The sequence below is a fragment of the Rhizobium pisi genome, assembly GCF_003938655.1.
In the GTDB taxonomy this organism is placed as follows: Bacteria; Pseudomonadota; Alphaproteobacteria; order Rhizobiales; family Rhizobiaceae; genus Rhizobium; species Rhizobium pisi.
Window position 1 is genome coordinate 32,540 of record NZ_RJJT01000011.1, and the last position, 23,601, is coordinate 56,140.

Genomic DNA, 23,601 nt, shown 5'->3' on the forward strand with positions numbered 1-23,601 from the left:
GAGTGTCTGATGGGGATCAAATTGCCAATGTTGCAGATCAGAGCTGGGACTAAATGCATTGCGCTTTTGATAGCGACTGGAGCGATTTTAGCTGGTTGCCAGTCATCCGGCGTTGATGGCCTTGCTGCTTATGGCGATAGTGCAAAGACCGTCGAGGATGACTCCGCTGTCGCCTTCTATAAGAACGACGAGTTGATAACCACCGGCAAACTGCAGTTTCAGGAAAAGAACTACGGAAAATCCTACGCCATTTACAAGCGAGCGGTTGACGTTTTTCCGCAGGATCCGGCCGCTTGGCTAGGCTTAGCGGCCTCCGCCGACATGGTTGCCCGCTTCGACACGTCCGATCGCGCCTACAAGCAGCTCTCGCGAATGATCGGCAACACCCCGGTCTACTACAACAATATCGGATATTCTCACCTATTACGCGGTGATTTGCGCACTGCCAGAGGGTATTTCCTGAAAGCCTATGAGCTTGATCCCGGAAATGAAATCACTGCCCGTAACCTCGAATTGATGAAGAACAGCGTAAATTACGCTCAGCGGTGATAGGCCTTTCAGCGATCGGCAATCTGCGTCGAGATTGGAGCGCCTTTGTCGCATCGCGAGCATCGGCGCGGCGCCCTTGGCAGCGATTGCTTTGGAGATTTCGGCGACGTCGTTATTTACCGGGCCTTGCGAAGTATGAGCTGGCCTTCCGGCGAGAGTGTTCGTTCGTAACGCGGCAGGTCATTCACTGAAATGCCCCCGGCTTGGATGGATGCAAGAGTGCTATCCGGAGTTTGAGTTTCCGCCGGCACGGCAGGGAGCGGCGGTGCGAAAAATTGTACCGGTTCCTTGCCGGGCGCGCTAAGGACCAAAGCTGAACCCATGCGTGCGCCGCTTGTGTCATTACTCATCCGTTCGTTCATCGACAAAACAGCCTTTTGCAGGCTATCCACCTCCTGGCGGACAAGTGCGACGTCGTCGGCCTTGGCATTATCCGCGATGTTGTGCGACTGCTTTTCCAGTTGTCCTCTCAGGCCATCGATAGACCTTTTAAGCGCGCCAATGGTCTCGCGGCTCTCGCGAACATCCGCTGAGTTTTTGGCGGTATAGATGAGAACGCCAGCATTCACAGGCAAGAGCATCAGGAGCAAACCGACGAGTAGCGGGCTTTTTGAGCCTCTCTGCTCTATTGTTCGCAAATTGCTTGGTTTTGCGCGGTCGGCTTCGACCTCGATATTCGGAATGCTGGTCATTCGATTACTCCCCGTAAGTCATTTAATCTGCGTTGGCCGCGATCAGCGCCAAGTCCGCGATCATTCCGATGTAAACACGCCTTCCCAGGCCCGTTCGAGCATGTCGAGCGATGCGTTTCCGGCTATACCGTTGAAATTGCAGTAAGAACTGACGAAATCCAGAAGATATTTCGGATGATAGCAAGATGCCGGCATATCGCCGTTGTACTTGCGATCGTAAAACAGGTTCAGGTCTGGATCACTGACAACCAATCCGGTGCCACTGGCATAGGATCTGAAGATTCTGATATATTCGTCGCGCGACGGCGTGTTCACAAAGATCTTGTATTTGAGGCGCCGCAAGCCCGCCTCGTCGGAAAGGTCCTTCGGTGCGATATTCGTCGAAAATACCACCAACTCGTCAAAGGGAACCCTGAACTTCTTGCCGGTGTGCAGCGTCAGGAAGTCATATCCGCGCTCGAGCGGTACAATCCAACGATTGATGAGCGCCTGCGGCGCCACTTGTTGGCGCCCGAAGTCGTCGATGATGAAAACGCCGCCGGACGCCTTCAAGTGGATGGGCGCTTCATAGACATTCGGTCCTTCGTTGAAGGTGAGATCGAGCTGATCGAGGGTCAATTCCCCGCCCGTCTTGATCACCGGACGGCGGCATTCGATCCATCGTTGATCGGCTTTCGGATGGGATTCTGTGCCAGCCTCCGATACGGGGTGATGCACCGCTTCGTCATAGAAACTGATGACATGGCCGCCGACCTCGATGGCATAGGGCACCCAGATTGTTTGGCGAAACAGTTGCGACGTCCGCTCGGCGATGCTCGTCTTTCCGTTGCCGGGTGGTCCGTAAAGCAGGATGGAGCGACCGGAGTTGATGGCCGGGCCGAGCTTTTCAACCAAGGTGTTTGAGAGCACAAGCCCGTCAAGGCTGTCGTTCAACCGCTCAGGGGTCACGCGTTCGTCATGGATGGACTGCAAAACTACTTGCCGGCAGAACGCGTCCAGCGATACCGGCGCCGGCCCGACATATTGGCATTGACGCGACGCCGCGTGGGCATATTCGAACCCCTTCATGGAAAGCGCATATCGAATATCGGATCGCACATCCTCACCGGCCAAGCCGCGAGCCTCGAGATATGCGAGTTTCACGAGTTCCTTGATCAGGACATTGACGATCACTTTCGGCAATCTCATGCGGTCCGCCAGATGAGATGCCGTGGTTGTATCCTGCTCGGCCGCGCATTTTACCGCCAGCCGAAGCAGGAACGACAAATCCAGTCCGGCTTGTTCTATGCTTGCCGGTGCCATCGGCATACGCGGATCGAGGGAAATGATGGCATCCTTACGATCCTGTTCGAGCGAATACTGCATACGACCTCGCTTGGCTCAACCGCCGGGTTTCATGCTGACGAGAAGACTGACGACGCGGATAACTACGGGAACGAGAACGATGATGAGGCTTACCGGAAAAAGGAACGCGCCGAGCGGCAGCAGCATTTTGACCGGCAAGGCGTTTGCCTTTTCCTCCGCACGAACAATACGGAGGTCGCGCATTTCCTTGCAGTAGACCCGCAGCGTCTGCGTTACGCTGGTCCCGAGTTCTTCCGATTGACGGAACAGAACGGAAAGGGCCCGGGCTTCGTCAATCCTGAGGCGGATGGCAAGGTTAGCGAGCGCCTCGCGCAATCGCCGGCCGCCCCGCACTTCCAGCATCATGATCGAGAGATGCAGGCCGAAATCCTGCCGCTTGGCAACGAACTCGCGGGCAACACGGTTCGCCGCAGCCTCGATGCTCATCCCCGCATCGAGGCAGACGATCAGCATATCCATGAAATCGGGGAAGAGGCGGCGGTACTCCCTCTCCTTGGCGCCGCCACGCCGGTCGATATAGATGTTGACCAGAATAAAGGCTACGCCCGCAGCAAACATGGCAACGATCAGCGTCGCCACCCGCGACATGTTCGGCGCGAGCCCGTTTAGAGCCCAGACCGCCGCGACCAGCACGCTGATACAGACCACCGCGCGAACCACCTGGAAGGTGCTCACGGCGCCGGCACCGAAATACCCCGCCCGGATCAGGCGGTTCTGGGTGGAGTTCGCATTGGTGTCACGTCGAGTAATCTCGAAATAGCGACGGATCAGGCGGTTTTCCGCCTCGCCGAGATCGGCAATCGTCGTATCGCCAAGGTGGAACTCTTCGCCTGTTGCCGCCGAGCTCTTCGATACCCGAACCGAAACCTCGCGCTGCCGAAAAAACAATTCCGATGCCGCTGCAGAAAAGATCAGCACGGCAAAGAAGACGATGAGGTAAATTCCATACTCACTCGACATGACCGCCTCAGTACTCGAAGTTGACCATCTTGTAGAGAATGACATTCCCGATCGCCATGACGGCCAGCAGCACGCTCACCACCGTGGTTCCGTGGCCGCTATCCCAGACGGGATCGAAGTAGGTCGGCGACAACGCCTTGATCATCGCGTAGAGCAGAAACGGATAGAGCGACATGAAGATCGCCGTGATGCGTCCTTCCGAGGAAATCGCCTTGACCTTTGCCTTCAGCATATACCGGTCGCGCAGCGTCTTCGACAGGTTCTGCAGGATCTCCACGAGATTTCCGCCGGTTCCCGCCTGAACGCCCAGCGATATCGCAAGCAGGTTCAGGTCCTCGACGCCGACCCGGTCGGCCAAGTTGACAAGGGCATCGTCCAGCGTCACGCCGTAGGTGAGTTCATCCGAGAGGAGACCGAATTCGGTGCCGATCGGATCAGGCATCTCGCGTGCCACCAAAGAAATCGCCGCCGGTAGAGGGTGGCCGGCGGCCAGGCTTCGATTGGCGACATCGAGCGCTTCAGGAAGCTTCAGTTCGAATTTCCTCATGCGACGCGCCCGTGCGCGCCAGACGACCAGTGCCGGGATGAGTAGGCAGACGAGGAGAAAGACGGGGATCCTAAACAGAGTGCTCGGCACGAGGAACCCCACGGCCAGCCACGTCACAAGGGCGCCCGCGATCGCAAAGAGAGCGAATCGCCTGGCATCGAACTTGATTCCGGACTGGGCGTAGAACTGCAGCAGCCGCTGCATGATGGGGGTTTGCCGCCAACCGCCGCCGGCACCGCGCTCCTTCAGCATATCGTTATAGGTCTTGCGATGATCATCGCTGACCTCGAGCAAGCTTAGCCGATGGTTCACGGCGCGGTGGCGTTCGGATGTCTTGAAGTAGCCGCGCAATATCGCTTCGACAGCAACAAGGGCGGCGGTGAAAACAGCCGCGTAAAGGAGAGTCAGGGTCATTGAACGGGTCCCGTTTGCAGCGGTTTGCCGGGATCAAAAATCGTCAAAGGGACCTCGATCCCGAGTTCGGCAAATTCCTCGACGAACCGCGGCCGGATGCCGGTGGCGCGGAATTCTCCATGGATCCGCCCGCCTTCATCGGTGCTGATTTTCTTGAATTTCATAATCTCCTGCATCTGCACGACTTCGCCCTCCATGCCGGTGATCTCGGAAATCGAGACAACCTTGCGGCTGCCGTCGCTTAGGCGCTGGACCTGCACGATCATGGTGATGGCGGACGAGATCTGCGAGCGAATGCTCAACTGCGACATCGGCATCCCTGCCATGCCGACCATCTGCTCGAGCCGCCCGACGGCGTCGCGCGGCGTGTTGGCGTGAATGGTCGTCATCGACCCCTCGTGACCGGTATTCATCGCCTGCAGCATGTCGAACGCCTCGTCACCGCGTACTTCGCCGACGATGATGCGGTCGGGACGCATGCGCAGGGCGTTTTTCAAAAGTTCGCGTTGCCGGATCTCGTTGCGTCCGTCGAGCGTCGGCGGCCGGGTTTCCAAACGCCCGACATGTGGCTGCTGCAGTTGAAGCTCGGCCGCGTCCTCGATGGTGATCAGGCGCTCCTTTGGAGAAATCTGCGACGAGAGCGCGTTCAGCAAGGTGGTCTTGCCAGAACCGGTGCCGCCTGAAATGACCATGGACACCTTGCCCTTGACCGCGGCGCTGAGGAGGATGCGCATCGCATCGGCCATGGCGCCATATTGCACCAGGCGCTCCATTGTCAGCGGCTTGCGCGTGAATTTACGAATGGAAACGAGCGGCCCATCGACCGAGATCGGCCTGATGGCGACGTTGACACGCGAGCCATCCTTGAGGCGGGCGTCAACCATCGGTGTTGACTCGTCGACACGGCGGCCAACCGCCGAGACGATCTTGTTGATCACCCGAAGGAGATGGTCCTCGTCTTTGAACCGCACGGCGGTGCTCTCGAGCTTGCCGCTCCGCTCGACATAGACGCTGTTGTAGCCGTTGATGAGAATATCTGCGATTGTGTCGTCGGCCAGCAGCGGCTCGATCGGTCCCAGCCCGAGCATCTCGTCGGTAATATCGCGGATCAGATCATTGATTTCCTTGGCATTCAGCGGAAAGTTGTTGGTCCGGATATAGTCCTTGACCAACGGCCGGATCTCGGTGGCGATCTCCTCGTTGTCGAGTGTGTCGAGGATCCCGAGGTTGATGCGATCGAGCAGGTAGCGGTGCAGGTTGACCCGCTCGGAAACCATGTCCGGCCCGAGCGAAGCCTCTTCGCCACTCGCCGTGGGTTGGGCAGGCATGTTCTCAACTGCGCCGACCAAAGACAGTTCGGCCGCCTCCAGATGTTCCCGGCTTTCCGGCTCCCGCTGCTTGTAGAAACGCCCCATGATACCGTTCGCCATGTTTCCCGCCCCCGAACTCTTATTTTACAATGACCGTGGAACCGACTTTCACCCTCTGATAGAGATCGATGACGTCGGCATTGCTCATGCGAAAACAGCCCGATGACGCGAAACCGCCGACCGTCGACTGCTCGTTCGTTCCATGAATGCGGTAGAGCGTGTCGGTCCCGCCCTTGTAGAGATAGATCCCGCGAGCACCCAATGGATTGAGCGGCCCGGCAGGTACCAGGTCCGGAAGTCCAGCCGCGCGCGCCTTCATCTCGGCAGGCGGGCGCCAGTCAGGCCACTCTGCCTTGCGTCCAACCTTGACCGTACCGCTCCAGCGAAATCCGTCTCGTCCGACGCCGATTTTGTAACGGATCGCGCGTCCTTCGGAGATGACGAGATCCAGCGTACGATTGCCGCTGACGATGACGATAGTCCCAGCCGCGTACCTTTTTTCGATCGTCACCACGGCGCTTGTCGTCGGCCCAAGGCTTCGCGGCACAAGCCCGCCTGCCGCGGCATCTCCGACAGCGGCCAGAATTGCCAAAACCGCAAGGCCGACATCGGCGGCGCAGGACCTTATGCGCCCATTGTCGATCGACCTCATCGCACCAGTGCTCCAAGCTTACCGACCGCGCCGCAGAAGCGCGCCCGGGAATTCACTTGAAATGGCAGCACGCCGCGGTTGACCGCCTCGCTCAAAGTATCCCAGTCATCCGCAATGACATGCGTCGGGATCTCCTTGAATATCTTTTCCGTTTGTTGTCGGCGCAGGCCGAGGCCGAAAAGCTTGGAGCGGTATTTGTTGATGACGATGAATATCTGATCCGAACTGCCACGCAGCCGTACCAGATTGGCAAACAAATCCTTGGCTTGAGAAAGTGCAGGGACCGTCATTTCGGTGACGATGCAGACGCTGTTGACCGAAGTGAGCACCTCGTATTTCCACGGCGTGTCATAATAGGGAATGTCGATGATCGTATGGTCGCTCTCGAAGGCGGCCACGTCGAGCATACGCAGCACGAGTTCCCTGCCCTTCGGTGCCAAAAGGACTGATGGCTGCTTGAAGGACAGCAGTGAAAAGCCCCCCGAATGACGCTTTCGCACCAGATCGATGAATTCCAGATCGACCCGGGAAGGATTGGCGATGACTGGTTTCAAGTCGTAGTCGTTGACGAGGTTGAGATAGTAGCCAAGCGTCCCGGAGCAAAAATCCATGTCGAACAGGTCAATCCGAGGCGTGGAATTCTTGGTCGGCTGGGCCAGCACATGTGCAAGCGACGAAGCGATCATGCTGGCGCCTGCGCCACCGACGGCTGAGACCACGGCATGCACCCGGCTGTCGCTGGCTCCAGTGCCTGGCGCATGGGTCGAAATCATGTCGATCAGTGCGCGGCGCTCGAGCGGCTTCTTCAGCCAGTCATTGCCGTTCAGGCGGAAGAGCAGCCGCAGCATGTCATCCGGCAGGTCTTCGGAAACGACGACGAGCGGAATGTCCCGATAGCTGGTGCGAAATGCGAAAAGCTCCGGCTGGTGCAGCAAATTCCCGTTGTCGACGTCGAGAACGATCAGGTCGAACTTCGTCGGATCGAAACGGCCCTTTTCCCCCAGCGCCTTCAGCGCCAGATGGCGGACATCGTAACGCGAAAGCGACCCGAACGTATCGAGCATGAAGCTCGCTGCAGCCGCATCGTCGGAGAGAACCAGGATCTTGGTAGATGCGGCAATGTTCATGTGAGCTGTCATTTTCGCTTTCCTACGCGTAATTTAAGGAGTCAGCAGGTTGAGCACGTCTTTAGATCTTCCGTCGTGATCGTCACCGGATGAGCCGGGATGGTGACGTCGTTAAGTCCCAGCAGCCCGCCGAGGATCGGCAGATCGAAGGTGATATTGCGCACCTCCAGCCGCATCGTCAGCACAGGCCCGTCCGGCCGGCCCCAATAGCCGAGCCCCGATCGCTGATAGGTGACCATCAGCTTATCCGGCGTGATGCGCCAATTGAGGTCGCAAATGCCGGGGTGAGGATCAGTTCCCGCGCTGCAAGCGCCGTCGCTCCCCAGGACGATCCGGTTCAATGCCGCCGTGCAGTTGGCAAGAGCCGGTCCGCAGGTCGAGGATATTGTTGCATCGTTCGGCGCCGCTTTGCCGTTGTTGAGTGGATCGGCAGCTCCGACCGGGAAAACGGCATTGAAATTCGTTGTCACCGGATCGGATACAGCGGCCAAACGGGCACCATATTGCAGTGCCTTGACCGTCTGATTCCACTGAGACATTGCATAGCCGAACTCGATGAAGGCGGCGAATACCAGCATGACGATCGGAAAGGTAAGCAATGCTTCGATAAGGCTGGCACCACTGCTATCCTGCCAGAATGTCCTGATCGCCCGAAAGGTCACCATCCGATGTATCTCTCTTCGTGGGAGGAACTGATCGTGATCGCATCGATTCCCAGAAAGCCGAACACCGGCGAAGCCTGGTAAAGATGAGCAGTGGAAATGGTGATGTTCCCGTCTGCATCGGGTGCAGTGATGGTGATATCGGCAGCGTTCGTCCAGCCGGGTACACGGGGTTGAGCGTCTGCCGCAGGTGTTTGGGTTCCGTAAAAGGCGATCGTCTTCGCAGTCGCCTGATTACATGTCGGCACATAGGTTCCCGACGCCGGTCGGCATCGCGAAAGGTAACGCCCCGCATCGCGCAAGCCTGCGTCGATCTGCATACGCTGCCAGAAGATGCTGCCAAACTCCAGTATCCCCGCCGCAAAGAACGTCACAAAGGGAATGGCGAGCAACGCTTCGGCAAGCACCGCGCCTTCCTCCCGCCGCCAGAAGCCGAGGCAAAGCCGATGCCTGATAAAGTTGCGGAGCGCCATCATCTGACCAGCTCCGCTTCTTCCCGCAGGAATTCGTCCAGCGTACCGCGACCACCCTTGCCGGTGATGTCGATCATCTCCAGGGAAAGGTATCGTTCGCCGGCATCCTTTATCGCCGGCTTGGTCAGGAACATGCGCGCGAAGGCCACGGCGCGAGTGGCCTTATGACCGTTTAGATGGCCGACTGAGGCTTCATAGCCACAATTGACAATGGCTGAGAAGATCTCGCGGCGATCACCATATTCGGCCGCCGTATAGTTCGAAAGGTCCGGGCCGCTATAGCACTGGCCGCCAGTTGCCGGTGTTCCGGTCTCACCATTCGCCGAGGCATGGCTGATGAGAGACGGGTTTGCAAGCTCGTAACGATAAACATCGTAAGCGGAGGGTTGGCCTGGTGTTCCAGTCGGCGCTGGATAACTGGAGTAGTTGCTCAGGACCGTGCTCACCGAGGGCACGGCCGTTCCCTGCGCGACGTTCCAATATGTCGTGTACTGCCAATTGTTGCTGCTGCTGATCTGGCCGCCGGAAAGCGAGGTCATGGCCGCTCCGTAGCCTAGCGGCAAAGCCTTGGTGGCATCGCCGACAACGGCTCCGACCGTGACCGGATTGTAGGTATCGCAGGCCTTCTTTCCCTTACCGGTGATTGTCTGAGCGGAGCGTACGTTTTGGGCGGGTCGGTAACGATAATCTCCGTTCGCCTTGTTAAAGGATGAGGAGTAATAGCCGAAGCGCGTATTCACGCCGTCCTCGACTGGCCCCGCCATTGCGCCGGTCTCCGTATCGAGGCTGTCCTGTGTGTAGCAGGTACCAGGATTGCCGGTGGCAAGAGCCTCCGCCAGGACGGACGCACCATTGCCCAGGGGGGTCCGCAGGAACCCGAAATTGCCGGGACCGGGATTGGACGCCGAAGTGCTGTGAAGCTCGATCTGTCGCCCGTAGAGATTGCCGGCCGCAAAATTGGTGTGCAAGGCCGCAGCTGCAGTTTCGCTGGCGCTTTCACTCGTGTTCCCCGCCGGCTCGAACGGATTGCAGATAAAGATCGGCGTCACGTCGCAGGCGCTGGCGTGGTATACCGCCACGGCGTCGGCAGAGATGTTGATCGTATTGCGGGTGAAGCCAACCGGGATCGGAAAGATCGTCGTCATCGCCTGCGGCTTGGCGATGACCCAGGCGTAGGAAGCTTCGCTGGCCGTTGTCGTTTCCATCGAAGACGGGATGGGCGTATCGTCGTCGGCCGGGATGCTCTTCAGAAAAAGCACGGTGACCGTGCTCCCGGCATCGTTTCCGGCATGGTAGGCCACGGTAATATAAGAGCCAAGCGACATGCCGGTCCCGCCGCCTGAAAAAGCCGCACTATTGGCGATTTTCTCGACCGCCGTTTGTGCCCTCGAAATGGCATCATCGCGGCCATCGAGTTCGCGGGCTCCGGCCAGCGCCATCGCATCGACCGCGTTCTGGAGATCAGTATGGAGGTTGCTGCTGCGGCCGACATCGATGATCAGAAGCGAAAAGCCGAGAAGCATTGGCATGGCGATGAGCGTCAAGGCGATGACATAGCCACGATGATCGTTCCAGAACCGTCTGACAACCCTGCTCAGCATTGGCATACCCCCATCACGGCGCTATCGCCGTGACGACCCTGTTTCGTGCATTTTCCCTTCCGGCGCGCGGCCGCCGTTCATGCCTTTCGAACAGCTACTGGCTAACAGTGGCCCCACTGGACGCACCATTGGCCTCCATGGCCGGCGGCTGAATAACGCCCGCCCCGCCGTTCTGGTACTGAGTGACCACCCTGCGGATCACCTTGCCGTCGCTTGCGATACGGGTTCGCTGAGCTTCCGGCGGGAACGGGTCCTCGGTATGGATCGCCTTGTTGGCTTCCATCGCGTTGCCGGCCCCGAAGGTGATGGTGTCGCGATGGTTCATGTAATCGGCGCAGCCCGAAGCCAGGCCGGCGGCTGCAAGGACGAGAAGGACGCGCTTAGCGTTTTGTAAGAGCAACTTGGCCTCCCTGGTTCAGGTCGAGACGATGGCCATAAGGCCCAGTCACACCTACGCCATTGCGAAAGCGTCGGAGCATATCCTTGTCGACCTCCAGGACACCGAGCGCGAAAAGCTCGGCGTCGTTGGACGAACGCGTCTGATCGAGCGGACTGTAGAGGTCTTCACCCGGGCGGGCCGGCCGCACAATGTGCGGAGTGACGACGATAACGAGGTCGGATTCCTTCTTCTGGAAACTCGTCGAACGGAACAGTGCGCCGAGGACCGGTATCTGCCCGAGGCCAGGCAGTTGCTGGATGTCTTTGGCATTGATCGACTGCAGCAGGCCCGCCATGGCAAAGCTCTGGCCGTCGCGAAGCGCTACCGTGGTGCTGGCAGCGCGCGAGATGAAACCCGGATTGCCGTTGACGTTGATCGACGGATCAATCTCGGAAACCTCAGGCTCGATCTCCAAATTGATGACGCCGTCGTCAAGCACCACCGGCTTGAAGGTCAGCCGCACACCAAAGGGGCGATAGTCCGTCTCGGTGGCGACTGTCGTGCCGTTGTTCGTCGTCTTCAGGATCGGCACTTCACCGCCGGCATGGAAGCTGGCGGTCGAGCCGCTCATTGCGATGAGGTTGGGCTGAGCCAGACGACGCACCAATCCCTTCTGCTCGAGCGCGTTGATGACCACGTCGATGCGGCCGCCCGAAATTTCCAGAACCTTGGCGATCAACTGGCCGAAGGGTAGCATACCTGTTGCCGCACCCTTGGGGTCAACGAGGGTACGTACCAGGCTGCCGTTATCGTCCACGCCGATACCCTGGCTGGTCGTTGCCTTGCCGATGCCGTTGTTGCCGCGCCCGGACCAGCCGATCCCGAGGTCACGACCCGTCTGGCGTGAGGCTTCAATGACACGGACCTCCAGCATCACCTGCTGGCTGTCGCTGACGCGCAACTGGTTCAGCACCGGTTGGTCGGAGTAGGACTGGGCGACTTCCATCACCCGCTGCAATTCGACGCCGTCACGGACCATGCCTGTCAGGCGAATGCGATCGTTGGAGTTGACCACGGTAACCCGGGCCGAGGGCGCGGCAGAGCGAATGGCGGCGGCGACTTCGGTGAAATCGCTGGCAACGCGGATGTCGATGACACCGAGAAGCGCCTTGTCGTCGCCATAGACCGAGATATTGGTGGCGCCGATCTTCTTGCCACGAATGAACAGCGACTTGTCGGAAAGCGGCACCACGTCGATCATTTCGGCGTTGCCGATGACGAGATCGCCGAAGGGCTGGCCGGTATTGAGTGTCAGCGTCGCGTTCGGAGGCAATGTCACATGCTGGACCGATTTGCCTAAGGTGACCGACTTTTCCTGTGCGTTGGCGCAGCCGGCAAATCCAGGCCCTAAACACACACAGGCCGAAAACACTGCCGCCAGTGCCGCAAGGCTTTTCGTCCCTGCGATTCTTCTCTTGCCATTCGCCATGCCTGCGTTAGCCCCCCTCATTCGGCTGACCGCACCTGCGGCAGGCCGCATAAACATCATTGGACCAGGCCGACTCGGTGCTCCTCGCGCTTCGTCGTGTTCCAGACCCCTACCGTCACCCATTTCGGCTCGACCGGCAACACCGGCTCGACTTTTTGTTCCACAATCTGCACTTGTTTTTCAGGTTCTGGCAACTTATTCTTTTCCAGATCGTTGCCGAGCTCCGCCGCCATCGCCCCGCCACCAAGGTCGGCGACGGTGATCGGGCGGGTCTGCTCGACTGAGGAAGAGGCAATATTGCGAAGCGCCAGCGAAAGCGTGCCGATACTGGAGCCGAGGGTAAGGCGCTGCGCCTCATCGGTCGTGACCTCAAAGGTCACGGTTTTGACGACGGATGGCTCGTCCTTGCGCTCATCTGCCGTCTGGTCCACCGCCAGCACCTTGACGCCTTGCAGCAACACGTCAACGAAGGTCTGATCGTTGCCTGCCGGCCCGCGCTCGACCCGCGTCAGAAGCACGTCGACGCGATCGGAAGGCCTTACGAAGCCGGCAACGCCGAGCACGTCGTTGACGCGGATGGAAACCGCCTTCATGCCCTGATCGAGGGCTGCCGACAGCGTGGCGCGTTCGCCGGTACCAGTGATTTTCGAGGATAGCACCGGCTCGCCCGGGTCGATCGCCGCCATGGCATAGCGGGGCTGGGCATCGCTGCCAACGACCGCCTCAATGCTGACGAACGAGCCTGCGGGTGTTTCATTGGAGGGCCATGCAATGGCTCTGAGGTTTTCGGATCGAATCCGGTCGCCGAAACGCATTGGAGTGGCCGCGACAATGAGTGTCCGTTCCTCGGCCTTCATGCCGTTCATCGCCAGCAGCCGGGCCTTTTGATCGGAGAGATACTCGCGCATGCCGAAAACTGCTGCTGCTGCGAGTACAAATGCAATAACGAGACTTAAAATCGTTGAAGAACGCATCGCGGTTACTCGCTACACTGGACGGAGCGCATCCATTCATTGATGCTAATTTAGAAGAGAGGGGTTAATAAAAACCCCTCGCTTCTTCGAACGCCAATATCAGGCTGCCGGGGCGCTGAGGTGGGCGGTAAACCAACCTGCCCAGCCGTTCCAAACGGTGGCAAGATTGGTGCCGGCCAATGTCACCGCCGTGATCACACCACCAACCAGCAAGGCAAGCAGAATGAGGTATTCGGTAAGTGCGACGCCATCTTCTTCTCGCGCGAAAGCGCGTACGCTATTTACAAAGGCTTTCATCGAGAATTTCCTCCCAGATAAGTTGTGCGCCGTAATTCCCCCCGGCCGCCTTGTCGTCGAGACCGCCTCTTCGACTGGGACCATTAATAGTCTCTTAACTCTAATTTAGTCAATCGTTTTATACGTGCCGGTTCGACATCTATACTTTATGGTTAAGACCAAAGTCCGCGGTACCATTCGTAAAAACCGACTCGCCGGTCGGGATTTATTGGAACAAAACTTGGAAAACAGGCCATAATAGCCCAAAAGGTTGAATTCTATGCTAAAGATGATCGATGTTATTAATTCTATTTCAGTATTTCTTTTTCTATACGCCGCGTGGACCGATTTCCGCTCATGGAAGATCCCCAACACGGTTGTGCTCGCTCTCGTTGCGCTTTATGCATTGCGCACGGCAGCCGTGATACTTGGCTCCGAGGATGTCGGCGCTGCGCTGTTTGCTTCGAGCGGAATTGGCGGCGACGTCGGGGCCGGTCTGCTGATGTTCATGCTTGGGGTGATGCTCTGGGCGTTCCGGCTGTTTGGCGCAGGAGACGCCAAGCTTTTCCTGCCGATCGGCCTTTTTATCGGATGGCACGGAATGCTGCCGTTTTCGTTTTTACTCCTCGTCCTCGGCGTCGTGACGCTCCTGCTCCTGCGGCTGCCGGTGCCGCTGCCCGTCGCACATCTCGCCTTTTTCATACGCGTCGAGGAAATCCGGGTGAGCCGGAAAGTACCTTATGGAGTCGTCATGGTTTTCGCCGCGCTCCTCACCTTGGCTTTGCCCATTATCCGACAGCAGCTAGGGTGACCTTGCATCGACATAGCTGCTTCCTCGCAAGCGCCCCATTGCCAAAGCAGGACGTTGCGCGCCTGCGGCCGCGGATCTTCGATCCGGCTGGCGAAAGCGAAGCGCTGCAGCCAGCCATGGCTCAATGGCAGGCCAATCTCGGCGCATCCGCGCCTGAGGCATTCGTGATCGACGTGCCCTATTTCTGTGGGCGCGGCGGCGACAGCTACCGTTTTGGCTACGCCTGGATCAGCCAGCCGGGTTGAACGAAATCAGGATTTCAGTTCCTTCCAAGCTGCATCCAGCGCCAGCTTGGTGATTCTTGCCATCTCATCCACCTCCGCATGGCTGATGACAAGCGGCGGCGAGGCCAGCATGCGGTCACTGGTGGCGCGCAGGACAAGGCCGTTTGCCAGCGCGTGGTTGCGCACCAGCGAACCAATCTGATCGAGCTTTTCATAACGGGTGCGCGTGCTCTTCTCGGCGGCAAGCTGCAAGCCGCCCATCAGGCCGATGCTGTCAGCCGCGCCGACGAGATCATGCTCCGCCAGTGCGGCCCAGGCCCTGCCGAAATACGGGCCGATATCGTCGCGCACGCGTTCGACCAGCCGTTCCTCCTCGATGATGCGCAGGTTTTCGAGCGCCGCGGCGGCGCAGACCGGATGGCCGGAATAGGTGAAACCATGATTGAAATCGCCGACCTCGTTGATCAGCACATCTGCGATGCGGTCGCTGACGAGCACGCCGCCGATCGGCAAATAGCCCGAGGAAAGTCCCTTGGCGATCGGCGCGAGATCCGGCTCGACGCCGAAATGCTGATGGCCGAACCAGGAACCCAGGCGACCGAAACCGCAGATCACTTCGTCGGTCACGAGCAGGATATTGCGCGCCTTGCAGATCCGGTCGATCTCCGGCCAGTAGGTTTCGGGAGGGATGATGACGCCGGCGGCCCCCTGCACCGGCTCGGCGACGAAGGCGGCGACATTTTCCTCGCCCAGTTCGTCGATCTTGGCTTCGAGCTCGCGTGCAACCTTCAGACCGAATTCATCGGGCGAGAGATCGCCGCCCTCGCCGTACCAGTAAGGCTGACCGATATGGACGATGCCTGGTATCGGCAGGTCGCCCTGCTCGTGCATGTATTTCATGCCGCCGAGGCTGGCACCGGCGACGGTCGAGCCATGATAGCCGTTCTTCCGCGCGATCACGATCTTCTTCGACGGCTTGCCGACGGCGCTCCAATAGACTCGGGCCATGCGGAACCATGTATCGTTCGCTTCCGAGCCGGAGCCGGTGAAGAAGATATGGTTGAAACGTGCGCCGGCATGAGAGGTGACCTTCTCGGCGAGCAACGCGGTCGGCGTCGAGGTCGTGCCGAAGAAGGTGTTGTAATAGGGAAGTTCGTTCATTTGCCGCGCGACGGCTTCGGTGATTTCCCGGCGGCCATAACCGATATTAACGCACCAGAGACCGGCAAAGCCGTCGAGATATTTCCTGCCGTGATTGTCGAAGATGTAGACGCCCTCGCCGCGCTGAATGACGCGCGTGCCTTCGGCATTCAGCTTCTTCATATCAGCGAAGGGATGCAGGTGGTGCGCGGCGTCGATCGCGGCGAGATTCGAAAGCGGGTAAGTATCGGGCATGGCTGGTGAAAAACCCTCGTGGATTGAAAGGCTGCTGTCGATGGGGTAGGAGCTTGGCCTTGTACCGGAGGATTTTCAAGGTCATGGCGAGCGACAGGATGGACAGCAAGGCCGAAGGCGGCGACCCGCGTTTCGAAATCCTGATTGTCGGCATGAATGGCGACCTGCGCGGCAAGCAGCTTCCATCAGGCGCCGAAGGCAAGGTCTGGAGCGGCGACGTCCGCTTGCCGGCCTCGACGCAATCGCTCGACATCTGGGGCGACGACAATGACGACATCACCGGCGTGTCGCTGACGATCGGCGATCCCGATGGCAAGCTCATTCCCGACCGGCGCAGCCTCGCGCCGATGCCATGGGCGCCCGAAGGCTCGATGCAGGTGCTCGCCACCATGCACGAATTCGACGGCAGTCCGAGCTTCATGGACCCCCGCGCCATCCTCGCTTCGGTGCTGGAACGTTATGCCGCACGCGGATTGACGCCTGTCGTGGCGACCGAGCTGGAATTCTATGTCATGTCAGGGGATTGGCGCGAAACCGGGCGTCCTTCCCCGCCCGAAAGCCTCACCTATCGCGGCGAGCCGAACGGTTTCCAGCTCTACGACATGAACGCCGTCGACGCACTCGATGACTACCTCGGCACGCTGAGAGCCTATGCAAAGGCACAGGGACTGCCGGCGGATGCGACGACGGCGGAGTTCGGTCCCGGCCAGTTCGAGGTCAACCTGCTGCATCGTCCCGACGCGCTGGCAGCCGCCGACGACTGCCTCTATCTGAAGCGCATCGCCGAGCAGGCGGCGCGACGCCACGAGCTGAAATCGACCTGCATGGCCAAACCCTATTCCGAACATGCGGGCTCCGGCCTGCATGTGCATACGAGCATCATCGACAGGCAAGGCCGCAACATTCTCGACGCCAAGGGCGGCGAGCCGAAGCTCATCAAATCCGTCACGTCAGGGCTGCTCAATACCATGCGCGAGGCGCAGCTGATCTTCGCCCCCTTCGCCAACTCCTACCGGCGCTTTCAGCCAGGCTCCTTCGCACCAGTCGATCTGACCTGGGGCAGCGGCCATCGCGGCACAGCGATCCGCATACCCGATAAGGACGGACCAGCCGCGCGCATCGAGCATCGCGTCGCCGGCGCCGACGCCAATCCCTACCTGTTGCTGGCTGCGATCCTCGGCGGCATGCTCTCCGGTCTCGACGGCGAACTCGACCCCGGCGAGGAGACGACGCCCTCGTATACGCCTGCGAACACGGCGCGGCTGACGCATGATTTCCTCAGCGCTGTCGAGGCCTTCCGCACCTCGCCCTTCATCGCCGACATCTTCGGCCCGCGTTACCAGGCGCTCTATGGCGACACCAAGCGCAAGGAAGCGCTGGCGCATCTGCGCACGGTCTCGGATTTCGACTACCGCACCTATCTGCCGCGGCTCTAAAGCCTATGCCGTGGGCAACTTAGGCAGCGGGCTCGCGGCGTTCGCTTGCATCCACCTGGGCAGCGAGACCCTGCTTGACGAGGACCTTCAATTCGCCCGGATGCAGCCGGATCGAGACATCGCGTTGGAGCGGCAGCAACTCGCCGTCCATGACGCAATTGGCCTTGGAACGCAGTTTCGGGAAATGCAGATGCACCTCGGCTGGGTGCATCACCATGACGTCAGCGTTCTCGCGGACCTTGCCGCGCAGCATGTCGATGGCAAGACGGGCGACCCCAAGAGGCTTCAGCGGATTTGCCGTGTAGAAGCCGAGTTCGCCGCTTGTCAGATTATCGGCGTAGAGCAGCGCGTTCTCGCCGAAGGGATTGTTGGAGACCGAGATCGCCGACACCCAGCGGCGCTCCCGCATGCCTGCCGCCTCGAACTCGACCTCGAATTCCGGTGGATTGAACACGACGCCCAAGGCCGCCTTCGTGCTCGCCCTGATCTTGCCCAGTCGGGAGCGATAGCTGTAGGCGTTGCGGTAGCGCACCATGCGGGCGTGCAGACCGGCGGAAAACTGATGGATGAAGGGCCGTCCGTTGGCGCTGGCGATATCGACATTGTCGACCTCGCCGGAGGCGAGCACATCAAGCGCCTGCCAGATATCGAGCGGCACGCGCAGCGAGCGGGCAAAGAGGTTCATCGTGCCGGCAGGCACGACGCCAAGCGCAATACCGTTCTTCCAGGCGATCGACGCCGCCGCCGAAATCGTGCCGTCGCCGCCGCCGGCGACGATGCCATCGATATCATCACGTTTGGCGGCCCGCTCCATGGCGGGAATGATTTCCCTTCCTGAGAAAACGATGGCGTCGAAATCGTGCCCTGCTTCGCGGAAAGCCGCCTCCGCCCTCTTCTCGTAGGCCAGCATGTCGGTGGTCTTGAAGGTACCGCCGTCGCGATTGAAAAAGCCTACAAGCTTCATGAGGGCTCCCGTCTCTGGCGCGGAAATGATCCTGCCTTGCCCTTGAGATGGTTGCTCTATGGGCGATTTCAAGCGCCGGCGCTTCTCCCGCGAAATGGACGAAATGCAAATATTGCAACGGACATATGCACATAGCAGGACGCTGCACTGCGAAAAACGCACTCGACGCCTGCCGATATATCACGGATAGATCAGATATCGGAGAGATCGTCTCCACCTCCCGCTATTTTACGATCGCCCTGCGGCCACGCCCGCGCCAGAGGGCCTTTGCCAAGCAGAAAACCGCCTCGAGGAGCTCTCGTGAGTGAGATCACAGTCAATGATTCCATCGATAGCCGGGACGAAGAGCTGCTGCCGTCGGCGACGACAGTAGCGCTGGTTCAACTGGCGCTCGCCTGTGGTGGCTTCGGCATCGGTACCGGTGAATTCGCGATCATGGGGCTGCTGCCCAATGTCGCCGAGACTTTCTCGGTGACGACACCGCAGGCCGGCTACGTCATCAGCGCCTATGCACTCGGCGTCGTCATCGGCGCGCCCGTCATCGCCGTGCTCGCCGCCAAGATGGCGCGCCGCACGCTGCTTTTGACGCTGATGCTCGTTTTTGCCGCCGGCAATATATCCAGCGCCGTGGCCCCGACCTTCGAGACCTTCACGTTCCTGCGTTTCATCAGCGGCCTGCCGCATGGTGCCTATTTCGGCGTCGCGGCCCTCGTCGCCGCCTCGATGGTGCCGGTGCATCGGCGCGCCCGCGCGGTCGGGCGTGTCATGCTCGGCCTCACCGTCGCCACGCTTGTCGGTACGCCCTTGACGACGTTCTTCGGCCAGTCGCTCGACTGGCAGGTGGCGTTTTTCTCCGTCGGCGTGCTGGGCCTGCTGACGGTCGCACTGATCTGGTTCTACGTTCCGAAGGACAGGGTTTCCGAGGAGGCGGGGTTCCTGCGCGAACTCGGCGCCTTCCGCCGGCCGCAGGTATGGCTAACCCTCGGCATTGCCGCCGTCGGCTATGGCGGCATGTTCGCGATGTTCAGCTATATCGCCTCGACGACGACCGAGGTGGCGATGCTGCCGGCAAGCGCAGTTCCGGTCATGCTGATCCTCTTCGGCGTCGGCATGAATGCCGGCAATTTCATCGGCTCCTGGCTCGCCGACAAGTCGCTGCTCGGCACGATCGGCGGCTCGCTCGTCTATAATATCGTCGTACTCACCACCTTCTCGCTGACGGCGGCCAACCCTTACATGCTCGGCCTCTGCGTTTTCCTCGTCGGCTGTGGTTTTGCGGCCGGCCCGGCGCTGCAGACGCGGCTGATGGATGTCGCCGCCGATGCGCAGACGCTTGCCGCTGCGTCCAACCATTCCGCCTTCAACATCGCCAATGCGATCGGCGCCTGGCTCGGCGGCCTCGTCATTGCCTGGGGTTACGGCTTTGCGGCAACCGGTTATGTCGGCGCAGCGCTCTCCTTCCTCGGGCTCTTCGTCTTTGCAGCCTCGCTACGTCTGGAGCGTCGCGACCGGAGCACACAGGCCGTCTGAGGCCATGCGGAGCTCGCGGCCTTCCGGGCTGCAGAAGACATAGTCGTCGCCCCAGGCGGCGAGCGCTCGAATGACCGGCTTCAGCGTCATGCCAAGCGGCGTCATTGCATATTCGACGCGCGGCGGCACCACCGGAAAGACCGCGCGCGACAATAGGCCGGCCTCTTCCAGTTCGCGCAGTTGCTTGGTCAGCATGCGCTGGGTCACGGCCGGCAATTTACGGCGCAGTTCGTTGAAACGCAGGGTACCTTCCATCAGATGGAAGAGGATCACGCCTTTCCATTTGCCGTCGAGATAACTCAACGTCGCCTCGACCGGACAGCCGGGAAAGTTCTTGACGAGCTTGGCGCGCGGCAACGACATTTTACAGTATCCTTTTAGGTACTACGTACAGAATTTGTGCATTCTTGCGTTGTCAGAACATAATGCGCATCTAGCTTCCGTGCAACGAACACAGGAGTTCCCCATGCGCGCCGTCGCCTATAAAACGCCACAACCGATTTCTGCCGAGACCTCGCTGGTCGATGTCGAGCTGCCGATGCCGGAGGCCAAGGGTCACGATCTGCTGGTCGAGATCAGGGCCATTTCGGTCAATCCCGTCGATGTGAAGGTCCGCGCCCATTCCGCACCACCTGCAGACGAGCTCAAGGTGCTCGGCTGGGACGCTGCCGGCATCGTCAAGGCGATTGGAGCGGAGGTCACGCTGTTTGAGCCTGGCGACGAGGTATTCTACTCCGGCATCATCAGCCGACCGGGCAGCAATGCCGAATTCCATCTCGTCGACGAGCGCATCGTCGGCACCAAACCGAAAAGCCTCGATTTCGCGGCCGCGGCCGCCCTGCCGCTGACCTCGATCACCGCCTATGAAGCTCTCTTCGACCGGTTGAAGGTGCAGGATGCGGTTTCGGGAGCGGCACGCTCCATACTGATCATCGGCGGCGCGGGCGGCGTCGGCTCGATCGCCATCCAGATCGCCAGGGCGCTGACCGATCTCATCGTGATCGCGACCGCGTCACGGCCGGAAACGCAGGATTGGGTGAAAGAACTCGGCGCGCATCACGTCGTCGACCATTCCAAACCGATCGCGCCGCAGGTGGCAGCACTCGGCATCGGCGCGCCGGGATTCATATTTTCGACCACCAATACCGACAGCCATATCGGCGACATCGTCGAGGCGATTGCGCCGCAGGGCCGCTTCGCGCTGATCGACGACCCGAAGACGCTCGACATCGTGCCCTTCAAGCGCAAAGCCGTCTCCGTTCATTGGGAACTGATGTTCACCCGTCCGCTCTACGGTACGCCTGACATGATCGAGCAGCACAAGCTGCTGAACAAGGTTTCCGAACTCGTCGACGCCGGAAAGGTCCGCACGACGCTTTCGGAGATCGTCGGGCCGATCAATGCTGCGAATCTCAAGAAGGCGCATGCCATGGTCGAAAGCGGCAAGATGAAGGGCAAAGCGGTGCTTGCAGGATTCTGAGGTCGCCAGCTGGGCCGGTGTTGAATGCCGCATCGCGGGGTGCGACATTCTGGCGTTAAGCATTTAGCCCGCTTGACTTTTTCCGCGTTCGGGACCACCTAGCATCCCACGTGGACGGCACTTGTCTTCCGCGGATTTCAACGGAGTCATCTTAACGATGCCAAGCGACAGTAGCAGTCGATTGCCTTTGCCGTACGCGGCCCTCGTGCGCTGACCGACTCCTGTCGGCTCGCTCGTCGGACGCTACGGCGGATCGACGGAAAGGCGAGCCTCAAATGAATATCAATCGCTTCCCTCTTCGGGCAGGCCATGCCGCCCGTGCCTTCATCAACAACAGCCGCGGCGCAACGATCGCCGAACACGTCGATGCGTTGAATGCGCTGAGCGTCCAGGACGCCGGGCGCGTGCTGTCGGGCATGCCGCTGGACTATGCCGTCAACATTCTCGACCGGCCGGAGCTTCGCAACGCCGCACAGATCCTTGCGCTCATGGGCGCGGAGGACGCTGCCCGGCTGCTACATGGCATGTCCAACGACCGCGTCGCCGACGTGCTGCTCGAACTCGACGGCGAGACCCGCGCTCGTCTGTTCTCCAGCCTCGACGAGCCGGTGCGCATCGCCATCCAGCACCTGATGGGCTATCCGCCGCGCACGGCCGGCGGCATCATGACGACGGAATTCGTCAGCGTGCCTGATAGCTGGACCGTCGCCCAGACACTCGACCATGTGCGCCAGGTCGAACGCTCGCGCGAGACGGTCTATGCCATCTACGTGCTCGACGAGGTGAGCCATGCACTGATGCATGTGGTGACGCTCCGCCGCCTCATCACCGGCGAGCCGGACGCGTCTATCCTCTCGGTGGCGCAGAAGGGCACGCCGGTTTCGGCCGATCCACTGATGAAGCAGGAAGATGTCGCCCGGCTGATCCGCAAACACGACCTGCTCGCCCTGCCCGTCACCGACGAACATGGGCAGGTGCTCGGCATCGTCACCGTCGACGACGTAATCGACACGATGATATCGGACACGACGGAAGCAGCCCAGAAGTTCGGCGGCATGGAAGCGCTCGGCCAGCCCTACATGAAGATCAACTTCGCCGGCATGATCCGCAAGCGCGCCGGCTGGCTCGCAGCGCTTTTCCTCGGCGAGATGCTGACGGCAAGCGCCATGCAGCATTTTGAAGGCGAGCTTGAGAAGGCTGTGGTGCTGACGCTGTTCATCCCGCTGATCATGAGCTCGGGCGGCAATTCCGGTTCGCAGGCGACCTCGCTGATCATCCGGGCGCTGGCGCTGGGCGAATTGAAGCTTTCGGACTGGTGGAAGGTGCTCTTGCGCGAATTGCCGACCGGCATCGTGCTCGGTGCGATCCTCGGCCTCGTCGGCTTCATCCGCATCGTCTTCTGGCAGTCGGCCGGCCTCTATGATTACGGCCCGCACTGGCAGATGGTCGCCATCACGGTGTTTGCCGCCTTGATCGGGATCGTCACCTTCGGCTCGATCTGCGGCTCGATGCTGCCCTTCTTGTTGCAGAAGCTCCGGCTCGATCCGGCTAGCGCGTCGGCTCCCTTCGTCGCCACGCTGGTCGACGTCACCGGGCTCGTCATCTACTTCTCGGTGGCGCTGCTCATCCTCAGCGGTACGCTGCTGTAGAGCATGCATACGGCAAGCCCGAGCGGAATTATTTTCCCTCGGGCAACTTCAACGGACCGTGCGTCTTGATGCTGCGGATGGCGAAGTTCGAACGGATGTCGCTGACATTCGGCAGGGTCAGCAGCGTCTCGGTTAGAAGCCGGTCATAGGCGGCGAGATCCTCCACCACCACTTCGGCCAAGAAATCCGCGGTACCCGAGATCAGGAAGCAGGAGACGATCTCGGGGATGGCGAGCAGCGCCTTCTGCTGCGCCTCCGAATTCTCGCGACTGTGATGAACAACCTTGAATTCCACGAAGACGGTCAGGCCGAGGCCGACTTCCTTGCGATCGATATCGGCGGTGTATCCGCGGATGATGCCGGTACGTTCGAGATTGCGGATGCGGCGCAGACAGGGCGACGGCGAGAGATTCACCTTCTCGGCGATCTCGACATTGGTGGCCCGCGCATCCTCCTGCAGGCATTTCAGGATGGCAATATCGAATTTATCGAGATTTGGCATTTTCACGATATCCATAGGCGCCAGTTGGCAGAAGATTGCGTGTAGCATGATTTTTGAGCCACAGATAGCAAGGACATGCC

General features: G+C 60.0%; 25 protein-coding genes. 7 read left to right on the top strand and 18 right to left on the bottom strand.

Features of this window, described 5'->3' with window-relative positions; all coding sequences use genetic code 11:
• Positions 1 to 27: 27 nt before the first annotated feature.
• Positions 28 to 549 (top strand): tetratricopeptide repeat protein, encoded by a 522-nt coding sequence (locus tag EFD55_RS16690; protein WP_125846377.1) that lies wholly within the window; start codon positions 28 to 30, stop codon positions 547 to 549.
• Positions 550 to 665: 116 nt separating this feature from the next.
• On the opposite strand, the gene EFD55_RS16695 is transcribed toward EFD55_RS16690, so the two are convergent.
• The 14 genes from EFD55_RS16695 to EFD55_RS16760 form a co-directional block, all read right to left on the bottom strand.
• Complete coding sequence (locus EFD55_RS16695; RefSeq protein WP_125846171.1) at positions 666 to 1,241, bottom strand: hypothetical protein; 576 nt, start codon at positions 1,239 to 1,241, stop codon at positions 666 to 668.
• A 60-nt stretch (positions 1,242 to 1,301) separates the two neighbouring features.
• Positions 1,302 to 2,606: a DUF8689 domain-containing protein gene (locus tag EFD55_RS16700; RefSeq protein ID WP_125846172.1), complete on the bottom strand. Its 1,305-nt coding sequence runs from the start codon at positions 2,604 to 2,606 to the stop codon at positions 1,302 to 1,304.
• 15 nt (positions 2,607 to 2,621) lie between these two features.
• A complete protein-coding gene (locus EFD55_RS16705) occupies positions 2,622 to 3,566 on the bottom strand; it encodes a type II secretion system F family protein (protein WP_125846173.1) in 945 nt (314 codons plus the stop codon).
• A gap of 7 nt (positions 3,567 to 3,573) precedes the next feature.
• Positions 3,574 to 4,527, bottom strand: a complete 954-nt coding sequence (locus EFD55_RS16710) for a type II secretion system F family protein (protein ID WP_125846174.1) — start codon at positions 4,525 to 4,527, stop codon at positions 3,574 to 3,576.
• Positions 4,524 to 5,957: a TadA family conjugal transfer-associated ATPase gene (locus EFD55_RS16715; protein ID WP_125846175.1), complete on the bottom strand. Its 1,434-nt coding sequence runs from the start codon at positions 5,955 to 5,957 to the stop codon at positions 4,524 to 4,526. The genes EFD55_RS16710 and EFD55_RS16715 overlap by 4 nt, the downstream gene beginning before the upstream one ends.
• A gap of 19 nt (positions 5,958 to 5,976) precedes the next feature.
• Positions 5,977 to 6,549 (bottom strand): L,D-transpeptidase, encoded by a 573-nt coding sequence (locus tag EFD55_RS16720; protein ID WP_125846176.1) that lies wholly within the window; start codon positions 6,547 to 6,549, stop codon positions 5,977 to 5,979.
• Positions 6,546 to 7,688, bottom strand: a complete 1,143-nt coding sequence (locus tag EFD55_RS16725) for a response regulator/pilus assembly protein (protein ID WP_125846177.1) — start codon at positions 7,686 to 7,688, stop codon at positions 6,546 to 6,548. The genes EFD55_RS16720 and EFD55_RS16725 overlap by 4 nt, the downstream gene beginning before the upstream one ends.
• 29 nt (positions 7,689 to 7,717) lie before the next feature.
• The gene (locus EFD55_RS16730; protein ID WP_125846178.1) at positions 7,718 to 8,341 is read right to left on the bottom strand and encodes a TadE/TadG family type IV pilus assembly protein; all 624 of its coding nucleotides are present in this window, start codon (positions 8,339 to 8,341) and stop codon (positions 7,718 to 7,720) included.
• On the bottom strand, positions 8,335 to 8,814 hold the full coding sequence (locus EFD55_RS16735; RefSeq protein ID WP_125846179.1) for a TadE/TadG family type IV pilus assembly protein: 480 nt from the start codon (positions 8,812 to 8,814) through the stop codon (positions 8,335 to 8,337). The genes EFD55_RS16730 and EFD55_RS16735 overlap by 7 nt, the downstream gene beginning before the upstream one ends.
• Positions 8,811 to 10,412, bottom strand: coding sequence for a TadE/TadG family type IV pilus assembly protein (locus EFD55_RS16740; RefSeq protein WP_125846180.1), 1,602 nt, complete (start codon positions 10,410 to 10,412; stop codon positions 8,811 to 8,813). The genes EFD55_RS16735 and EFD55_RS16740 overlap by 4 nt, the downstream gene beginning before the upstream one ends.
• 94 nt (positions 10,413 to 10,506) lie before the next feature.
• Complete coding sequence (locus tag EFD55_RS16745; protein WP_125846181.1) at positions 10,507 to 10,812, bottom strand: hypothetical protein; 306 nt, start codon at positions 10,810 to 10,812, stop codon at positions 10,507 to 10,509.
• Positions 10,793 to 12,280, bottom strand: coding sequence for a type II and III secretion system protein family protein (locus EFD55_RS16750; protein ID WP_125846182.1), 1,488 nt, complete (start codon positions 12,278 to 12,280; stop codon positions 10,793 to 10,795). The genes EFD55_RS16745 and EFD55_RS16750 overlap by 20 nt, the downstream gene beginning before the upstream one ends.
• Before the next feature lie 56 nt (positions 12,281 to 12,336).
• Positions 12,337 to 13,254 carry a Flp pilus assembly protein CpaB gene (gene cpaB, locus EFD55_RS16755; RefSeq protein ID WP_125846183.1) on the bottom strand — a complete coding sequence of 306 codons (918 nt, stop codon included), beginning with the start codon at positions 13,252 to 13,254 and terminating at the stop codon, positions 12,337 to 12,339.
• Between the two features lie 99 nt (positions 13,255 to 13,353).
• The gene (locus tag EFD55_RS16760) at positions 13,354 to 13,551 is read right to left on the bottom strand and encodes a Flp family type IVb pilin (protein ID WP_125846184.1); all 198 of its coding nucleotides are present in this window, start codon (positions 13,549 to 13,551) and stop codon (positions 13,354 to 13,356) included.
• Between the two features lie 259 nt (positions 13,552 to 13,810).
• On the opposite strand from EFD55_RS16760, the gene EFD55_RS16765 reads away from it, so the two are divergent.
• On the top strand, positions 13,811 to 14,341 hold the full coding sequence (locus EFD55_RS16765) for a prepilin peptidase (RefSeq protein ID WP_125846185.1): 531 nt from the start codon (positions 13,811 to 13,813) through the stop codon (positions 14,339 to 14,341).
• A 38-nt stretch (positions 14,342 to 14,379) separates the two neighbouring features.
• The gene (locus EFD55_RS16770) at positions 14,380 to 14,586 is read left to right on the top strand and encodes a hypothetical protein (RefSeq protein ID WP_125846186.1); all 207 of its coding nucleotides are present in this window, start codon (positions 14,380 to 14,382) and stop codon (positions 14,584 to 14,586) included.
• A 6-nt stretch (positions 14,587 to 14,592) separates the two neighbouring features.
• Here EFD55_RS16770 and EFD55_RS16775 read toward each other — a convergent pair whose 3' ends face one another.
• Positions 14,593 to 15,960: an aspartate aminotransferase family protein gene (locus tag EFD55_RS16775; protein ID WP_125846187.1), complete on the bottom strand. Its 1,368-nt coding sequence runs from the start codon at positions 15,958 to 15,960 to the stop codon at positions 14,593 to 14,595.
• Positions 15,961 to 16,043: 83 nt separating this feature from the next.
• On the opposite strand from EFD55_RS16775, the gene EFD55_RS16780 reads away from it, so the two are divergent.
• A complete protein-coding gene (locus tag EFD55_RS16780; protein ID WP_125846378.1) occupies positions 16,044 to 17,396 on the top strand; it encodes a glutamine synthetase family protein in 1,353 nt (450 codons plus the stop codon).
• Between the two features lie 19 nt (positions 17,397 to 17,415).
• Here EFD55_RS16780 and EFD55_RS16785 read toward each other — a convergent pair whose 3' ends face one another.
• Entirely contained in the window at positions 17,416 to 18,360 is a 945-nt protein-coding gene (locus EFD55_RS16785; protein WP_125846188.1) for a diacylglycerol/lipid kinase family protein, read from the bottom strand.
• Positions 18,361 to 18,660: 300 nt separating this feature from the next.
• On the opposite strand from EFD55_RS16785, the gene EFD55_RS16790 reads away from it, so the two are divergent.
• Positions 18,661 to 19,890, top strand: a complete 1,230-nt coding sequence (locus EFD55_RS16790) for an MFS transporter (RefSeq protein ID WP_125846189.1) — start codon at positions 18,661 to 18,663, stop codon at positions 19,888 to 19,890.
• On the opposite strand, the gene EFD55_RS16795 is transcribed toward EFD55_RS16790, so the two are convergent.
• Positions 19,849 to 20,253: a winged helix-turn-helix transcriptional regulator gene (locus EFD55_RS16795; protein WP_125846190.1), complete on the bottom strand. Its 405-nt coding sequence runs from the start codon at positions 20,251 to 20,253 to the stop codon at positions 19,849 to 19,851. The genes EFD55_RS16790 and EFD55_RS16795 overlap by 42 nt on opposite strands.
• Positions 20,254 to 20,356: 103 nt before the next feature.
• Here EFD55_RS16795 and EFD55_RS16800 point away from each other — a divergent pair, with 103 nt between their 5' ends.
• Positions 20,357 to 21,370, top strand: a complete 1,014-nt coding sequence (locus tag EFD55_RS16800; protein ID WP_125846191.1) for a zinc-binding alcohol dehydrogenase family protein — start codon at positions 20,357 to 20,359, stop codon at positions 21,368 to 21,370.
• Between the two features lie 275 nt (positions 21,371 to 21,645).
• Positions 21,646 to 23,019: a magnesium transporter gene (gene mgtE / locus EFD55_RS16805; RefSeq protein ID WP_125846192.1), complete on the top strand. Its 1,374-nt coding sequence runs from the start codon at positions 21,646 to 21,648 to the stop codon at positions 23,017 to 23,019.
• Between the two features lie 28 nt (positions 23,020 to 23,047).
• On the opposite strand, the gene EFD55_RS16810 is transcribed toward mgtE, so the two are convergent.
• Complete coding sequence (locus EFD55_RS16810; protein WP_183604852.1) at positions 23,048 to 23,569, bottom strand: Lrp/AsnC family transcriptional regulator; 522 nt, start codon at positions 23,567 to 23,569, stop codon at positions 23,048 to 23,050.
• Positions 23,570 to 23,601: the final 32 nt, after the last annotated feature.